Annotated in this window: 16 protein-coding genes; 14 read left to right on the plus strand and 2 right to left on the minus strand. The window is 63.3% G+C overall.

All coding sequences use genetic code 11. The features are described 5' to 3' along the window. Positions 1 to 86: 86 nt before the first annotated feature. From glyA to VEC01_RS17865, 13 genes are all read left to right on the plus strand, one after another. The gene (glyA, locus tag VEC01_RS17805) at positions 87 to 1,331 is read left to right on the plus strand and encodes a serine hydroxymethyltransferase (RefSeq protein WP_324902250.1); all 1,245 of its coding nucleotides are present in this window, start codon (positions 87 to 89) and stop codon (positions 1,329 to 1,331) included. Between the two features lie 188 nt (positions 1,332 to 1,519). Beyond that, positions 1,520 to 1,990 carry a transcriptional regulator NrdR gene (nrdR, locus tag VEC01_RS17810; RefSeq protein ID WP_324902251.1) on the plus strand — a complete coding sequence of 157 codons (471 nt, stop codon included), beginning with the start codon at positions 1,520 to 1,522 and terminating at the stop codon, positions 1,988 to 1,990. 56 nt (positions 1,991 to 2,046) lie between these two features. Further along, positions 2,047 to 2,661, plus strand: a complete 615-nt coding sequence (pilV, locus tag VEC01_RS17815; RefSeq protein WP_324902252.1) for a type IV pilus modification protein PilV — start codon at positions 2,047 to 2,049, stop codon at positions 2,659 to 2,661. 3 nt (positions 2,662 to 2,664) lie between these two features. Then, the gene (locus VEC01_RS17820) at positions 2,665 to 3,624 is read left to right on the plus strand and encodes a PilW family protein (RefSeq protein ID WP_324902253.1); all 960 of its coding nucleotides are present in this window, start codon (positions 2,665 to 2,667) and stop codon (positions 3,622 to 3,624) included. Positions 3,625 to 3,638: 14 nt separating this feature from the next. Further along, positions 3,639 to 4,283 (plus strand): pilus assembly PilX family protein, encoded by a 645-nt coding sequence (locus VEC01_RS17825; protein WP_324902254.1) that lies wholly within the window; start codon positions 3,639 to 3,641, stop codon positions 4,281 to 4,283. Further along, the gene (locus VEC01_RS17830) at positions 4,273 to 4,722 is read left to right on the plus strand and encodes a type IV pilin protein (protein ID WP_324902255.1); all 450 of its coding nucleotides are present in this window, start codon (positions 4,273 to 4,275) and stop codon (positions 4,720 to 4,722) included. Before VEC01_RS17825 ends, VEC01_RS17830 begins: the two co-directional genes overlap by 11 nt. 1 nt (position 4,723) lies before the next feature. Beyond that, positions 4,724 to 5,254, plus strand: a complete 531-nt coding sequence (locus VEC01_RS17835) for a GspH/FimT family pseudopilin (RefSeq protein ID WP_324902256.1) — start codon at positions 4,724 to 4,726, stop codon at positions 5,252 to 5,254. Positions 5,255 to 5,293: 39 nt separating this feature from the next. Beyond that, complete coding sequence (gene ribD, locus VEC01_RS17840) at positions 5,294 to 6,385, plus strand: bifunctional diaminohydroxyphosphoribosylaminopyrimidine deaminase/5-amino-6-(5-phosphoribosylamino)uracil reductase RibD (RefSeq protein WP_324902257.1); 1,092 nt, start codon at positions 5,294 to 5,296, stop codon at positions 6,383 to 6,385. Positions 6,386 to 6,397: 12 nt separating this feature from the next. Further along, on the plus strand, positions 6,398 to 7,012 hold the full coding sequence (locus VEC01_RS17845; RefSeq protein ID WP_324902258.1) for a riboflavin synthase: 615 nt from the start codon (positions 6,398 to 6,400) through the stop codon (positions 7,010 to 7,012). Between the two features lie 92 nt (positions 7,013 to 7,104). Then, entirely contained in the window at positions 7,105 to 8,217 is a 1,113-nt protein-coding gene (gene ribBA / locus VEC01_RS17850) for a bifunctional 3,4-dihydroxy-2-butanone-4-phosphate synthase/GTP cyclohydrolase II (protein ID WP_324902259.1), read from the plus strand. 123 nt (positions 8,218 to 8,340) lie between these two features. Beyond that, on the plus strand, positions 8,341 to 8,826 hold the full coding sequence (ribH, locus tag VEC01_RS17855) for a 6,7-dimethyl-8-ribityllumazine synthase (RefSeq protein ID WP_324902260.1): 486 nt from the start codon (positions 8,341 to 8,343) through the stop codon (positions 8,824 to 8,826). 3 nt (positions 8,827 to 8,829) lie between these two features. Further along, on the plus strand, positions 8,830 to 9,309 hold the full coding sequence (nusB, locus tag VEC01_RS17860) for a transcription antitermination factor NusB (RefSeq protein WP_324902261.1): 480 nt from the start codon (positions 8,830 to 8,832) through the stop codon (positions 9,307 to 9,309). A 50-nt stretch (positions 9,310 to 9,359) separates the two neighbouring features. Then, entirely contained in the window at positions 9,360 to 10,529 is a 1,170-nt protein-coding gene (locus VEC01_RS17865) for a pyridoxal phosphate-dependent aminotransferase (protein ID WP_324902262.1), read from the plus strand. Positions 10,530 to 10,642: 113 nt separating this feature from the next. Here the strand turns inward: VEC01_RS17865 and VEC01_RS17870 are convergent, their stop codons facing one another. Together VEC01_RS17870 and VEC01_RS17875 are read right to left on the minus strand one after the other, a co-directional pair. Next, complete coding sequence (locus tag VEC01_RS17870) at positions 10,643 to 11,074, minus strand: hypothetical protein (protein WP_324902263.1); 432 nt, start codon at positions 11,072 to 11,074, stop codon at positions 10,643 to 10,645. Between the two features lie 239 nt (positions 11,075 to 11,313). Further along, positions 11,314 to 12,249, minus strand: a complete 936-nt coding sequence (locus VEC01_RS17875; protein ID WP_324902264.1) for a transglycosylase SLT domain-containing protein — start codon at positions 12,247 to 12,249, stop codon at positions 11,314 to 11,316. A gap of 472 nt (positions 12,250 to 12,721) precedes the next feature. Here VEC01_RS17875 and ubiD point away from each other — a divergent pair, with 472 nt between their 5' ends. Then, a complete protein-coding gene (gene ubiD / locus VEC01_RS17880; RefSeq protein WP_324902265.1) occupies positions 12,722 to 14,206 on the plus strand; it encodes a 4-hydroxy-3-polyprenylbenzoate decarboxylase in 1,485 nt (494 codons plus the stop codon). Positions 14,207 to 14,257 lie beyond the last annotated feature (51 nt).

A 14,257-nucleotide genomic window follows, 5' to 3' on the forward strand; every position in this document is an offset into this window, starting at 1 on the left:
TGCACGACTGAGGCTGCCTGTCTTCTTCCATCGGCCCTCATTCGATTTAGGCAACCCCGCTTCACCTTGATCGATTGGAGTTTTTCATGTTCGCAAAAGACCACACCATCGCTAAAGTCGACCCTGAACTTTGGTCCGCCATCCAGCAGGAAAACACGCGTCAGCAGGATCACATCGAGCTGATCGCCTCCGAGAATTACACCTCCCCGGCGGTAATGGAAGCCCAGGGTTCCCAGCTTACCAACAAGTATGCGGAAGGCTACCCGGGCAAGCGCTACTACGGCGGCTGTGAATTCGTTGACATCGCCGAAACCCTGGCGATCAACCGCCTGAAGGAACTGTTCGGCGCCGAAGCGGCGAACGTGCAGCCGAACTCCGGCTCGCAGGCCAACCAGGGCGTGTTCTTCGCGATGCTCAAGCCGGGCGACACCATCATGGGCATGTCCCTGGCCGAAGGCGGCCACCTGACCCACGGCATGGCGCTCAACATGTCCGGCAAGTGGTTCAACGTGGTGTCCTACGGACTGAACGAGAAGGAAGAGATCGACTACGACGCGATGGAGCGTCTGGCGCACGAGAAGAAGCCGAAAATGATCATCGCCGGCGCTTCCGCGTATTCGCTGCGCATCGATTTCGAACGCTTCGCCAAGGTCGCCAGGGACGTCGGCGCCTACTTCATGGTCGACATGGCGCACTATGCGGGCCTGATCGCCGCCGGCGTCTACCCGAATCCGGTGCCGCACGCCGACTTCGTCACCTCGACCACCCACAAGTCGCTGCGCGGCCCGCGCGGCGGCGTGATCCTGATGAAGGCCGAGCATGAGAAGGCGATCAATTCCGCGATCTTCCCGGGCATCCAGGGCGGTCCGCTGATGCACGTGATCGCCGGCAAGGCGGTCGCTTTCAAGGAAGCGCTGTCGCCGGAGTTCAAGGCTTACCAGCAGCAGGTGGTGAAGAATGCCGACGCGCTGGCGCGCACGCTGATCGAGCGCGGCCTGCGCATCGTGTCCGGTCGCACCGAATCGCATGTGATGCTGGTCGACCTGCGTGCCAAGAAGATCACCGGCAAGGAAGCGGAAGCGATCCTCGGCTCCGCCCACATGACCTGCAACAAGAACGCGATCCCGAACGATCCGGAAAAGCCCTTTGTCACCTCCGGCATCCGCCTCGGCAGCCCGGCGATGACCACCCGCGGCTTCAAGGAATCGGAAGCGGTCAAGGTCGGCAACCTGCTCGCCGACGTGCTCGACAATCCGCATGACGCGGCCACCATCGAGCGCGTGAAGGCGGAAGTGAAGAAGCTGACCGACGCCTTCCCGGTCTACGCCTGATTCCCGGACTGCGCGCAAAACCCGCATTGCTTGACCCACGCGGGTTTTGCGTCGCGCTCTGGAGCGGTACACTTGGAGGCCCATCCCATATATATGGGATGGTGAAATTTGCAAAATGATAACAAAATTGCAGTATTGACAATGCTTTCCGGCGCGGCCGGAACTAACCGAAACGCACGGTACTGCCCATGAAATGCCCCTTCTGCCATCACGACGACACCCAGGTCATCGATACCCGCGTATCCGAGGAAGGGGATACCATCCGCCGCCGCCGCCGCTGCGCGCACTGCGACAAGCGCTTCACGACCTATGAGCGGATCGAACTGTCGATGCCGGTCATCGTGAAGAAGAACGGCAGCCGCGCCGAATTCGACCCCGCCAAACTTCGCGCCAGCCTGATGCTGGCGCTGCGCAAACGCCCTGTTTCGGCTGAAGCGGTGGATGCCGCCATTCACCGTATCGAAGAGAAGCTGCTGTCGTCAGGCGCGCGCGAAGTCGTCTCCGGCCAGATCGGCGAACTCGTGATGCGCGAGCTGAAGCGGCTCGACAAGATCGCCTACATCCGCTTCGCGTCGGTGTACAAGAGTTTTGAAGACGTGGCGGAATTCCAGGATGCGATCGCCGAAGTCGGGCGCGAGCGCAAGACTCCCTCGAAGTAACTGAAACCCGCCGCTCCGGCCCGGAGCGGATTCTGTTCGGCCAAATAGTTAACAATATGACAATAGAAGTTCAAGCGCCACGGCTTGTTCGCTGCCTGAGACGGCGCGCCTGCACCCTGCGCTCCGCGCAAAAGGGCTATTCGATGGTCGAGGTGCTGGTTGCAATCTGCCTGCTGGCGATCGGTGTCATTGGCGCGGCAGGGATGCAGCTGGCGGCGATGCGTACCATGCAGCAGTCGGCGTACCACACGATGGCGCTGCTGGTCGGCGCTGATATTGCGGACGCGCTGCAGGCTGCCGCAACCCGTGCGCCAGCCACGTCGGACCTGCTCGGCAGCCTAGACTACCGATCTTCGCGCGGGGCCGAACCGCCGGCGCCGGCAAGCCTTTGCTACTACCAGGCTTGCAGCGAGGGCGAGTTTGCCGAGTTCGAGATCTATGAATGGAAACAGCGGATCGCGGCGGCGCTGCCGGACGGCAGGATACGTATTTGCCGCGGAGACGCATGGACAGGCCAGCCGGGAACGCCGCTCAGCTGGGATTGTGCCGGGAGCGCCGGCTCGCCGTTCGTGATCAAGCTTGGCTGGCTGGGAAAGAATCCCGACGGGCGCCTGTTGAAGAACGCCGACGGCACGTTTGCGCCGAGCGTGGCGCTGCTGGTGGCGGGCTAGCGGATGCGCCGCCGCCGATGCCCGCCAGCGATACGCCGCGCCGGCGTGACGCTGGTCGAACTGATGGTGTCGATGGCCATCGGCATGCTTGTCGTGCTTGCCGCTTCCGCCTTGCTGGTCGCCGCCAAGACGGCGTACGTGACGCAGTCCGACCGGGCGCTGGTTCTTGACACCGGCCGCTATGCGCTCGATATCATCCGCCGTACCGTGCGGCAGGCGGCATTGTCGGACTGGGACCTCGCGTGGGAGACGGCCGTCGAAGCGGGGGTGCTGGGCATCGATGCGCGCAGCCTGAAGGCGACAACGGAAGGCATCAGCGCGCCGGTGCCGAAATCCGTCAACGGCAGCGACATTCTTGCCGTCCGGTTTTCCGGCGCCGGGGTGAGCGATGACGGCGACGGCTCGGTACTCAATTGCGCCGGTTTCGGCGTGGGGTCGAAGGCTGCGACGGGCGTCGACCGCGGCTGGAGCATCTTTTACGTCGCCGCGGATTCCAGCGGCGAGCCCGAGCTGTACTGCAAGTACCGCGGCGAGGATGGCTGGACGGCGCAGGCGATCGCGCGCGGTGTCGAGTCTTTCCAGGTGCTGTATGCGCTTGACGCCGACGGCGATGGTGCGCCGGATACCGTGGTCAATGCGTCCGCGATCGATGCGATGGACGGCGCCCTGACGCTGAGCGGGCGCAACGCAGCCGAGCGGTTGGCCGAACTGCGGCGCAAGAGCTGGTGGCGCAAGGTGGCAGGCGTGCGGGTAGCGCTGCTGGTCCGCGGTGCGCACCCGGTCGCAGCGGACAAGTCCGCGCTCTGGTTCGACTTGTTCGGCAAGGCCTATTCGGATCGGTACGCGTCGCGCGATCCGGGTGTGCGGGTTTTCGTCTCGGACCTGCCGAAAGGGGTGAGAAACAACGTGCGGCGGGTGTTTACAGCCGCCATTCGCCTGCGCAATGCGCCCGGGGACGAGTGATGGGGTGCGCACGCATGCAGCAGGGGAATGCGCCGCTGCCGGCGCCCGGGCAGCAGGGCGCGTCATTGATCGTGTGCCTGCTGATGCTGCTCGCGGTCGCGATGCTCGGCGCTTCCGCGGCGCAGATCGCGGTGCAGGAAGAAAAGGCGTCGCGCGCCAATATCGACCGCCAGCTTGCGCTGCAGGAGGCGGAAGCGGCGCTGCGGGATGCGGAAGCGGATATCGGGGCGTCGCCACGCAGCAGCCTGTTCGGCATCGACGACGCGGAAAACTTCGTCGCGGGCTGCGGCCGCGGCCTGTCGAACCCGCGCCTCGGCTTGTGCCAGCCGTCCGCGCCGGGGGCAGTGCCGGCCTGGAAGCTGGTCGCGGCGGCCGGTGCGGCAGTGCCCTACGGCCATTTTTCCGGGCGCACGGGAAGCGCCGCCGCTGCCGCGCGCCCGCCCGCCTATCTGATCGAGTGGCTGCCTCAAGGGCAGCGCCATCCGCAGCGAGGACAGGGGCAGGCAGCATATGCCTACCGCGTGACGGCGATCGGTTTCGGCCGGAAGGAAACAACGCAGGTTGTGCTGCAAACACTTGTTCGCAAGCAGGGCGACCGGCTGAAGCGTGCCGGCTGGCGCGAGGTGCTGAACTGGGAGGCGATGCGCGATGAGGACTAGGAGTGAATCCGGATTCAGCTACATCCAGGTGCTCGCCGCGCTCGCCATCGTCGCGATTCTTGCGCGCCTGGCGTATCCGTCCTACATGGAATCGGTGCGCAAGGGCAAGCGGGCGGAAGGGCGGGCCGCGCTCCATGCCCTGCTGCAGCAGGAGGAACTGCATTATTCCCGTACCAACAGCTATATCCGGTTTTCGTCCGCGTCCACTGACGGCGAGGAAAAGAAGTTCAAATGGTTCTCCGGCACAAGCCCGGCCAGGAGCGCCTATGAGATCAAGGCGGAGCCGTGCGAGGACGAGACGATACAGAACTGCGTGATCCTGATCGCGCAGCCGGGAACCGAGATGGTCGACCGGCACTTCCGCGATCCATTGTGCGGCAAGCTGACGCTGTCGAGCACTGGCGAGAAAACGGCGGACGCGCCGGATTGCTGGCCGTGACATGAGCAAACCTGCGGCAGGATTCACATTGTTCGAAATGCTGGTGGTGCTTGCGATCGCCGTGATCCTGCTCACCATCGGCATCCCGGGCGCCGCCGGCTTCCTGCGCGATATCCGGCTTACCGCGGCCGCGAACGACTTCTTTTCCGCGATTCACCTGGCGCACGCGGAAGCACTGCGGCGCGGCACGCGGGTCGACCTGGTGCCGCGCGACGAGACCGGCGACTGGAGCAAAGGCTGGATGGTATTTGTCGACAGGAACGGCAACCGCAAGGTCGATGACGCCGACCGCGTGATCTTTTCGCATGGCCCGCTGCCCAAGGGCATGCGCATCAAGGCTGCGCTGACGGATTCGACAGTACAATATCTCGCTTATGACGCCGCCGGGCGCACGCGCACCAATGCCAGCGCCTACCGGACGCAGTTCGGGACGTTCACCTTGCAGTCCGACGACAAGGTGAGGAAGATCAAGCTGAACTTCCTCGGGCGCCCCCGCATCTGCAACCCGGAAATCGAAAAAAGCACTTGCTAGTGACTCGGGCCACTCGGGCAACACGGAACAGGACAACCGGTGAATATCATCAGCGACGACCAGGCCATGCAACTCGCCCTCGAATGGGCGGAGAAGGCGTTTTTCACGACGACGCCCAATCCGCGGGTCGGCTGTGTGATTGTCAAGGATGGCGAGGTGATCGGCGCCGGCTGCACGCAACCGCCGGGGCAGGCGCATGCGGAAGTCCAGGCCCTGCGGGATGCCGCGGCGCGCGGCAAGGACGTGCGCGGCGCGACCGCGTACGTGACGCTGGAGCCATGCAGCCATTACGGACGCACGCCGCCCTGCGCCGATGCGCTGGTCAAGGCGCAGGTCGCGCGGGTGGTGGCCGCGGTCGGCGATCCGAACCCGCTGGTGGCGGGGCAGGGGCTGGCAAGGCTGCAGGCGGCCGGCATCGATGTCGCCTGCGGCGTGCTGGAGCAGCAGGCGCGTGAAATGAACATCGGCTTCATGTCCCGCATGAAGAGCGGCAAGCCCTGGGTGCGGATGAAAGCTGCGGCCAGCCTCGACGGCAAGACGGCGCTGCACAATGGCGCCAGCCAATGGATCACGTCGGCGCAGGCAAGGAATGACGGACACTGGTGGCGCGCACGCGCATGCGCGATCCTGACCGGCATCGGGACCGTACAGGAAGACGATCCGCAACTGACCGTACGGGCAATCGAGACGCCACGCCAGCCGCAGCGCATCGTGGTCGACAGCCGGCTGCAGATCAGCACCGATGCCCGGGTGCTGGAAGGCGGTGGGACATGGATCGTCGCTGCGGTGACCGACCCGGAAAAGGAAGCGCGCCTGCGCGACCGCGGCGCCGAGATCATCCGGCTGCCGAACGGCGCCGGCAAGGTCGACCTGGAGGCGCTGATGCTCGAGCTGGGACGGCGCCAGATCAATGAACTGCACGTGGAAGCGGGCGAAAAGCTGAACGGCTCGCTGATCCGCGAGGGCTGCGTGGACGAACTGCTGCTCTACCTCGCGCCCAGCCTGCTGGGCGACGCACGCGGCCTGTTCGACCTGCCGCGGCTGGACAGCCTGGATGGCAAGAAGGCATTATCTTTTCACGAGGTGAAGCAAATCGGCGCCGATTTGCGTATCCTTGCTCGTTTTGTCTGACCGGATACCCCCATGTTCACAGGAATCGTCGCCGCCATCGGCAAAATCACTTCCATCACCCCGCTGGGCAGCCAGTCCGACGCCGGCGTGCAGCTGATCGTCGATGCGGGCAGCCTGCCGATGGCGGATGTCGCATTGGGCGACTCGATTGCGCTGAACGGCGCCTGCATGACGGTGGTCAGCAAGACCGATAAAGGCTTTGCCGTCGACGTCTCGCGCGAGAGCCTGAACCGTACCGCCGGGCTCGATGCGCCCGGAGAAGTGAACCTCGAAAAGGCGCTGACGCTGGCCGACCGCCTCGGCGGGCACCTGGTTTCCGGCCATGTCGACGGGTTGGGCGCGGTGCGCAAGTTCGAGCCGGTCGGCGAGTCGATGGAACTGGTGATCGAGGCGCCGAAGGAACTCGGCAAATACCTCGCCTACAAGGGCTCGATCGTCGTCAACGGTGTGTCGCTGACGGTGAACCGGGTGAACGATACCGCGAACAGCTGCGAATTCTCGATCAACCTGATTCCCCATACGGTGGAAGTGACCACCCTCAAGCACCTGAAGCCGGGGGCGAAGGTGAACCTCGAAATCGACCTGATCGCGCGTTACGTCGAGCGGATGCTGAGCCTGAAAGCGTGAATCCGCCGTCGCGGAAGGTAGATTAGTTTCAGACTTGAAAGTTGGAAAGCACTCAAATCCTTTAAAATAGCGGGCTACATAGGATTCAAGTCATGGCTATTTCAACAACTCAAGAAATCATTGCCGAGCTGCGCGCCGGTCGCATGGTCATCCTGGTCGACGAGGAAGACCGCGAAAACGAGGGCGACCTCGTGCTGGCGGCCGAATTCGTCACCCCCGAAGCGATCAACTTCATGGCCAAGTTCGGCCGCGGCCTGATCTGCCTGACGCTGACGGAAGAGCGCTGCAACCAGCTCAACCTGCCAATGATGACCACCCGTAATGGCACCTCCTACGGCACCAACTTCACGGTATCGATCGAGGCGGCGGAAGGCGTGACCACCGGCATTTCCGCGGCGGACCGCGCAAAGACGGTGCAGGTGGCGGTGGCGAGGAACGCGAAGCCGTCCGACATCGTGCAGCCCGGCCATATTTTCCCGTTGAAAGCCCAGAAGGGCGGCGTGCTGATGCGCGCCGGCCATACCGAAGCCGGATGCGACTTCGCCGAGCTGGCCGGCCTGACGCCGGCGGCGGTGATCTGCGAGATCATGAAGGATGACGGCACGATGGCCCGGCTGCCCGACCTGATCGAGTTCGCGCAGGAGCACGGCCTGAAGATCGGCACCATTGCCGACCTGATCCATTACCGCAGCCGGAACGAAAGCATCGTCGAGCGCATCGCCGAGCGCACCATGCACACCGTGCACGGACCGTTCAAGACCATCGCGTACCGCGACAAGCCGAGCGGCGGCGCACACCTTGCGCTGGTACATGGCGATATCCAGCCGGACCAGGAAGCGCTGGTGCGCGTGCACCAGCCGGTCTCTATCCTCGACTTGCTGGAAACGCAGGCCACGACCCATTCCTGGAACATTGCCTCCGCGATGGCGGCGCTCAAGGCATCCGAGCGCGGCGTGATGGTGCTGCTCAATTGCGAAGAGTCGGCCGAGCAGATGTTCGCGCAGTTCGAAGCGCTGGTGAAACCGGAGCAGAAACCGCAACCGCGCGGCTCGCGCATGGATCTGCGGACCTACGGCATCGGCGCGCAGATCCTGAAGGATCTCGGCGTGGGCAAGATGAAGCTGCTCGCCAGTCCGCGCAAGATGCCGTCGATGACCGGTTTCGACCTCGAAGTCACCGGATACCAGGCCAAGCCGGAAAGCTGAGGCGGACCGCGCGCTTGCCGCGGCGCGGACGCCTGTACCGAACAATAGCGTGTGTTGCCCCGTTGCGCGGGGCGGCGTGCCTTTCCAATACCAATGAGCGCAGTCGCGCATGAAGGAAACACAATGACCGTAGGAACTTACGAAACGAACTTGAGCGGCGAAGGCCTGCGTATCGGCATCGTGCAGGCCCGTTTCAATGAGGACGTTTGCCACGGCCTGCTGTCTTCCTGCCTGGCCGAGCTGAAGCGCCTCGGCGTTGCCGATGAAGACGTGTTGCATGTCACCGTCCCCGGCGCACTGGAAATCCCGCTGGCCCTGCAGAAGATGGCGGAAACCCAGCAGTTCGACGCACTGATCGCGATCGGCGCGGTCATACGCGGCGAGACCTATCACTTCGAGCTGGTATCCAACGAGTCCGGTGCCGGCATCACCCGCGTCGGCCTGGACTTCGGCATTCCGATCGCCAATGCCGTGCTGACCACCGACACCGATGAGCAGGCGGAAGCGCGCATGGCGGAAAAGGGCGCGGATGCGGCCCGCGTCGCGGTCGAGATGACGAACCTCGCGATTGCTCTGGAAGAACTCGCCGAAGCCACCGAGGAAGAGTAAGCAATGACGCAGAAGACGATCCACGCCAATCCGAACAAGAACCGCACGCCGCGCCATCGCGCGCGCGAATTTGCGCTGCAAGGCCTGTACCAGTGGCTGCTGAACAATGAAGACGCCGGCGCGATCGACGCGCACATCCGCGAGGCGCATGGTTTCAACAAGGCCGATGCGGCGCATTTCGATACCTTGCTGCACGGTACGATCAAGCAGGCAGGCAAGCTGCGCGAAGGCCTCGCGCCGCTGATCGACCGGCCGATCGACCAGCTGTCGCCGGTCGAGCACGCGGCACTGCTGATCGGCGCCTTCGAGCTCACCAACCACATCGAGATCCCGTACAAGGTGGTCATCAACGAAGCGGTGGAACTGACCAAATCCTTCGGCGGGATCGACGGCCACAAGTACGTCAACGGCGTGCTCGACAAATATGCCGCCACCGCGCGCGTGACCGAAGTCGAGGACGCCAGGAAGCGCGGGCAGCACTGATCCCGGCATAACCTGCGGCGCGGCCGCCATGCAACCATAACGATCGACCGATGAATCCTGTCCTGGCTTCCCGTCTTGCCAATATCGCGCCCTTCCACGTGATGGAGCTGGCGAAGATGGCGGCAGAACTTGAGCGGCAGGGCCGCTCCATCATCCACATGGGCATTGGCGAGCCCGACTTCACCGCCGCGCCGCCGGTCATCGAAGCCGCGGCACGCGCCATGCAGGACGGCAGGCTGCAATACACGTCCGCGCTCGGCATCCCGGCGCTGCGCGAAGCAATCGCCGCGCATTACCAGCGGGTCTACGGGCTGACGGTTGCGCCCTCGCGGATCATCGTGACCGCCGGCGCGTCGGCCGCGCTGCTGCTGGCCTGCGCGGCGCTGGTGGACAAGGGGGCGGAAGTGCTGATGCCCGATCCGTCCTATCCCTGCAATCGTCATTTCGTCGCCGCCTTCGATGGCAATGCCAGACTGATCGCCAGCGGACCGGAGCAGCGCTTTCAGCTGTCCGACGCGATGGTGCGCGAACACTGGACGGCGCAGACGCGCGGTGTGCTGCTGGCCTCGCCGTCGAACCCCACAGGCACCTCCATCGCGCATGCGGAATTGGCGAAGATCGTCGCCACGGTGCGGGAAAAGGGCGGCTTTACCATCGTCGACGAAATCTACCAGGGCCTGACCTACGACGAGGAGCCGTTCTCTGCGCTGTCGCTGGGCGAGGATGTGGTTGTCATCAACAGCTTTTCCAAGTACTTCAACATGACAGGGTGGCGCCTGGGATGGCTGGTGGTGCCCGAGTTCCTGGTGCCGCAGGTGGAAAAGCTGGCGCAGAACCTGTTCATCTGCGCATCGAGCGTCGCGCAGCATGCCGGCGTCGCCTGCTTTTCGCCGGAGGCGATCGCAATCTATGAACAGCGCAAGGCGGAATTCAAGCGCCGCCGCGACTACATCGTGCCGGCGCTGCGCCAGCTGGGCTTCAAGGTGCCGGTGATGCCGGATGGCGCGTTCTATGTATATGCGGATTGCTCGGCGCTGTCGGACGACGCGGACCAGCTGACCATCGCGATGCTGAACGAGGCGGGCGTGGTGCTGGTGCCCGGGCTCGATTTCGGCCCGCATGCCGCGCGTCAGTACATCCGGCTGTCCTATGCCACCTCGCTGGAAAACCTGCATGAAGCGGTGGCCCGGCTCGAGCGTTTCTTCGCCGTGCGCCGCTGAGCGCGGCCGCGGTGCAAGGCCGGTCAAGGCCGGAAGAAGAAAAACCCTGCAACGCGGTGTGCAGGGTTTTTTATGGGCTATGCGGAGGCGGGAAGTCTGCCGGCTTTATTGTGCTATTTCCCCTTCCCCTGGATATAGCCTTCCAGTTTCGACAGCTTGTTGTCCACGTCTTGCAAGCCGCCCTTGAGCGCAGCAAGATCGTTCCTGGCATTGTTCAATTCATTCTTGAGCGTATCGAGTTCCTTTTTCAGGTCCGCGTTCGAGGTGCTGACTTCCGCGCGCATCGTCTTCGTTTCCGTTTTCAGGTCTTCGAGCTTCGACGGGAAGGAGGAGTTGGAGATGAGCGGGACCAGCACTGCGATCACGCAGATGGTGGCGGCGACCCCGGCTGCGAGTGCGATCAGGAGCCGGGTCGATTCCTTCTCGGTAGTGGATTTGGATTTATTCCTGGTTTCATCGCCGCTGGCAGCCTCGCTGCTCTTGCTGCTGGTGCTCTTGCCGTTCGTGCTCTTGCTGTTTCCATTGCTTGCGGCGCTTGTCGTCATTGGGTCTCCCTAGGCTGATAAACAGTTGTTTACATTGCCGTCATTTTTGTTGACTTAGGGATAGGCGGACAATACTGCAAATGCAGTAATTCCTACAGACAAGCCTGATAGAAGTGAGGGGGTAAGGGGGGGCAGTTGCTGAGACCCGGGCCGCCGAGACGGGCGGCCCAGTGGCGGGAGAATCGTGAAGCCGCCGGCCCTGGGGAGGCCGGCGGTCGGGATACGGATGCGGGGGAGAACTACAGCGCGTCGGCGGGATGGTCCGCCTGCGCCAGTGGCTGCGAGGAGACGGTGGCGGGGGCGGACGCGGATTCCGCGGTATCGGTCTTGCGCTCAGGCTGGCGCTTGGCCGACGTCGAGTAGACCGGCACTTTCTTGCCCATCGCAACTTCCTTCAGGCGCTGGTATTCCGCCAGCACCCGCGCGCCATAGCCGGAATCCGAATCGAAGGCGCCGGCGCCGACATACAGCTTCAGGCCTGCTTCGACCGAACCGCCGCGTGTCACGTAATCCTTCAGGATCAGCGAGCCGACCTTGATGTTGGCGATCGGATTGAGCGCTGCCTTCATGCCGCCCAGGTCCTCGAACTTGTCGCGGTGCACCTTGGACATCACCTGCATCAGCCCCTGGGCGCCCATCGGGCTTTCCGCGAACGGATTAAAGCCGGATTCGATTGCCATCACCGACAGGATCAGTAGCGGATCGAGCTTGATTTCCTGGGCCGTCAGGTAGGCGGCGGAGACCAGCATGTCGGTCGCGTCGGCGGCCACGCGGTAGCGCCTGGCCAGCCAGCTGGTGACCCACTGCTGCTGGCGGGTGTTGCCCTCCGCACCCTTCTCCTCGGTCCGTGCCGCGGTGTCGGCCTTTGCGGCAGCCGTTTCCCTGAGCGCTGCCTGCGCCGGCGCATCCATCAGGTTGGCCAGCGGCGGCAGGTCTTCCTCTTCGGTTTCCGCTTCCGCAAACGGCGAGACTTGCTTCAGGTAGTCGGTGACTTCCGGCTTCACGAACATCAGGCCCAGCGCTGCGATCGCGATGATGCCGAGAACCATCAGCGTATGGTGCGCGGTCTTGATGAAGCCGCTGACGGTGTCGCGGGCGAATACCACCCAAGCGGCCGACTGGCTGGCTTTCTGGCGGGTGAAGTCAGACGTCACCCGGATGAATCGATTTAACATTGAACCTCCTGAATCGTCGCGGCACGCGAAGAACCCACTACAAAGCCTTGTAGATCCTTGTGCTTGCCGTGAATCAGTTACATCGTCTGCGGTCGCGCGCGGCGCAATCGTCGGACGGTCGGAATTGCTTGCACAGAACTGTCGGCATCCTGGCGCCGGTGCAGCGGCAAGCAACTTTTTTCGGGGCGGAAGGCAGACGCCTTTTGAAAACACTCCTTAAAATGTCATATGGGGCCCCGAACCCCGTGAGTGATGAGGAATCTCGATGCGCAGCCATCGTTCCCCGGCCCGCTTCCTCATCAAGTTGGGCGAATTTTAGGGGGCTGTTTATATCGAGTCAATACTAACAATTCAGCTCTTTATTACTTTTGAATCTTGATTTTTCGCTGCGTTGCAACACTAAGCTAATAAAATCAACGACTTGGGCTTGCATTTTAAAAACAGAAGCCGCTCTCTATCTTTGTGAAAAATCATGGAATATTCCGATCTGCGGGATTTTATTTCTCAGCTCCAACGGCTGGGCGAATTAAAACATGTACAAGTTCCGGTTTCGCCGTATCTTGAGATGACCGAAATCTGCGACCGCACCTTGCGCGCCGGCGGTCCGGCACTGATTTTCGACAAGCCTGCCGGGCATGACATGCCGGTGCTCGCCAACCTGTTCGGCACGCCGCGCCGGGTGGCGCTGGGGATGGGCGCGGAGGACCTGGGCGAGCTGCGCAAGATCGGTCATCTCCTCGCGACGCTGAAGGAGCCGGAGCCGCCGAAGGGATTCAAGGATGTGCTGGGCCTCGGTTCGATGGTGAAGTCACTGTGGGACATGGCGCCCAAGGAGCACCGCTCCGCGCCTTGCCAGGACGTGGTCTGGGAAGGCAATGACGTCGACCTGGCCAGGCTGCCGATCCAGCATTGCTGGCCGGGCGACGTCGCACCTCTGATCACCTGGGGGCTGGTGGTGACCAAGGGGCCGCACAAGAAGCGGCAGAACCTGGGTATCTACCGGCAGCAGGTCATCGGTCGCAACAAGGTGATCATGCGCTGGCTCGCGCACCGCGGCGGCGCGCTGGATTTCCGCGAGCACGGCATCGTCCACCGCGGCCAGCCGTACCCGATCGCGGTCGCGCTCGGCGCCGATCCCGCGACCATCCTCGGCGCAGTGACGCCGGTGCCGGATACCCTGTCGGAATACCAGTTCGCCGGCCTGCTGCGCGGCAGCCGGACCGAGCTGGTCAAGGCGATCGGCAGCGAATTGCGCGTGCCGGCGTCCGCCGAGATCGTACTGGAAGGGCATATCTACCCGGACGAGTCGCACCCGAGCGGTTACGAGCACGCGCTGGAGGGCCCGTATGGCGACCATACCGGCTATTACAACGAGCAGGACTGGTTCCCGGTATTTACCATCGACCGCATCACGATGCGCCGCGATCCGATCTACCACTCCACGTATACAGGCAAGCCGCCGGACGAGCCCGCGGTGCTGGGGGTGGCGCTGAACGAAGTGTTCATTCCGCTGTTGCAGAAGCAGTTCCCTGAAATCACTGACTTCTACCTGCCGCCCGAGGGCTGCAGCTACCGCATGGCGCTGGTGCAGATGAGGAAGTCCTATCCCGGCCATGCGAAGCGGGTGATGTTCGGCGTGTGGAGCTTCCTGCGGCAGTTCATGTATACGAAGTTCATCGTCGTGGTGGACGAGGATGTGGACGTGCGCGACTGGAAGGAAGTGATCTGGGCGCTCACCACCCGGGTTGATCCGTCGCGCGATACCACGCTGGTGGATAACACGCCGATCGATTACCTCGACTTCGCATCGCCGGTCAGCGGGCTGGGCAGCAAGATGGGCATCGATGCGACCAACAAATGGCCGGGGGAAACCAACCGCGAGTGGGGCACCGCCATCACGATGACGGAGGAGGTCAAGGCGAAAGTCGACCGCATCTGGCAGGAACTCGGCATCTAGGCTGTGTTTGCCAGGCTGCTGCGCGAACCGGATTGGCGCCTGTGTTGCTCT

It is taken from the genome of Noviherbaspirillum sp. (genome assembly GCF_035627455.1).
Taxonomy (GTDB): domain Bacteria; phylum Pseudomonadota; class Gammaproteobacteria; order Burkholderiales; family Burkholderiaceae_D; genus Noviherbaspirillum.